This window comes from Mesorhizobium sp. M7A.F.Ca.MR.362.00.0.0, assembly GCF_004023175.1.
GTDB lineage: Bacteria > Pseudomonadota > Alphaproteobacteria > Rhizobiales > Rhizobiaceae > Mesorhizobium.
In genome coordinates, this window is record NZ_RZTF01000047.1 from 20,170 (window position 1) to 21,133 (window position 964).

The following is a 964-nucleotide window of genomic DNA, read 5'->3' on the forward strand; positions in this document are numbered from 1 at the left end:
ACATTGGTCGGCGCCGTCGGCGGCGTCTCCGAAAAAGATTTTGCCGGCTACAAGGCGGCCGGCGTGACCGCCTTTGGTCTGGGCTCCAGCCTGTTCAAGCCGGGCATGAGCGTCGACGAGGTGGCCGCGCGTGCACATGCTGCCGTCGTGGCCTGGGATGCGGTGTTCGGAGAAGCATGATGAGCGAAGCCATCGTTTCGGTTTTTTCCGATCACGTCTGCCAACTCGGCGAGGGGCCGAGCTACGATCCCGCCACCGATACGCTCTACTGGTTCGACATCGTCAACGGTCAGCTTCTGCAAAAGCAGCTGTCCGGCGGCGCGGCCACCGTCCATGAGCTCGGCCAAATGGCGAGCGCCATCGCAATCATCGACGACAAGCGCCAGCTTATCGCCGCCGAAACCGGCCTTTATGTCCGTGATGTCGCGACCGGCAAATTGACGCTGCACACGCCTGTCGAGGCCGACAATCCGGTCACGCGCTCCAACGATTCCCGGGTCCACCCCTGCGGCGCCTTGTGGATGGGTACCATGGGCAAGGGCGAGGAAAAGGGTGCGGGTTCGATCTACTGGTTTTTCAGAGGCGAACTGCGCCGCCTGTTTTCGGACATCACCGTCTCCAATTCGATCTGTTTTACCGAGGATGGCGCAATCGCCTACTACACCGACACCTCGACCGGGCTGCTGATGCGGGTCGCCTGCGACCCGGCGACCGGCCTGCCTGCCGGTGAGCCGAAGCTGTTCGTCGATCACCGCTCGGCCAAGGGCTATATCGACGGATCCGTGCTCGACCGCGACGGCATCCTGTGGAACGCCGTCTGGGGCGGCAGCGTCATCGAAGCCTATGGGCCCGACGGCAAGCTCGTCCGCACGGTCGCCATGCCGGTGACGCAGCCATCCTGCCCGGCCTTTGTCGGCGCCAAGGCCGATCGGCTGGCGGTCACCTCCGCCTGGTCGGGCAAGGA

At 64.3% G+C, this 964-nt stretch carries 1 protein-coding gene and 1 pseudogene; both read left to right on the forward strand.

Features of this window, described 5'->3' with window-relative positions:
- A pseudogene (locus tag EOC06_RS42050) lies at positions 1-180 on the forward strand (2-dehydro-3-deoxy-6-phosphogalactonate aldolase); the annotation flags it as partial.
- Positions 180-964, forward strand: a 785-nt coding sequence (locus EOC06_RS09310) for an SMP-30/gluconolactonase/LRE family protein (RefSeq protein ID WP_245469427.1), incomplete at its 3' end; no start/stop codon positions are given. The pseudogene EOC06_RS42050 and the gene EOC06_RS09310, both read left to right, overlap by 1 nt.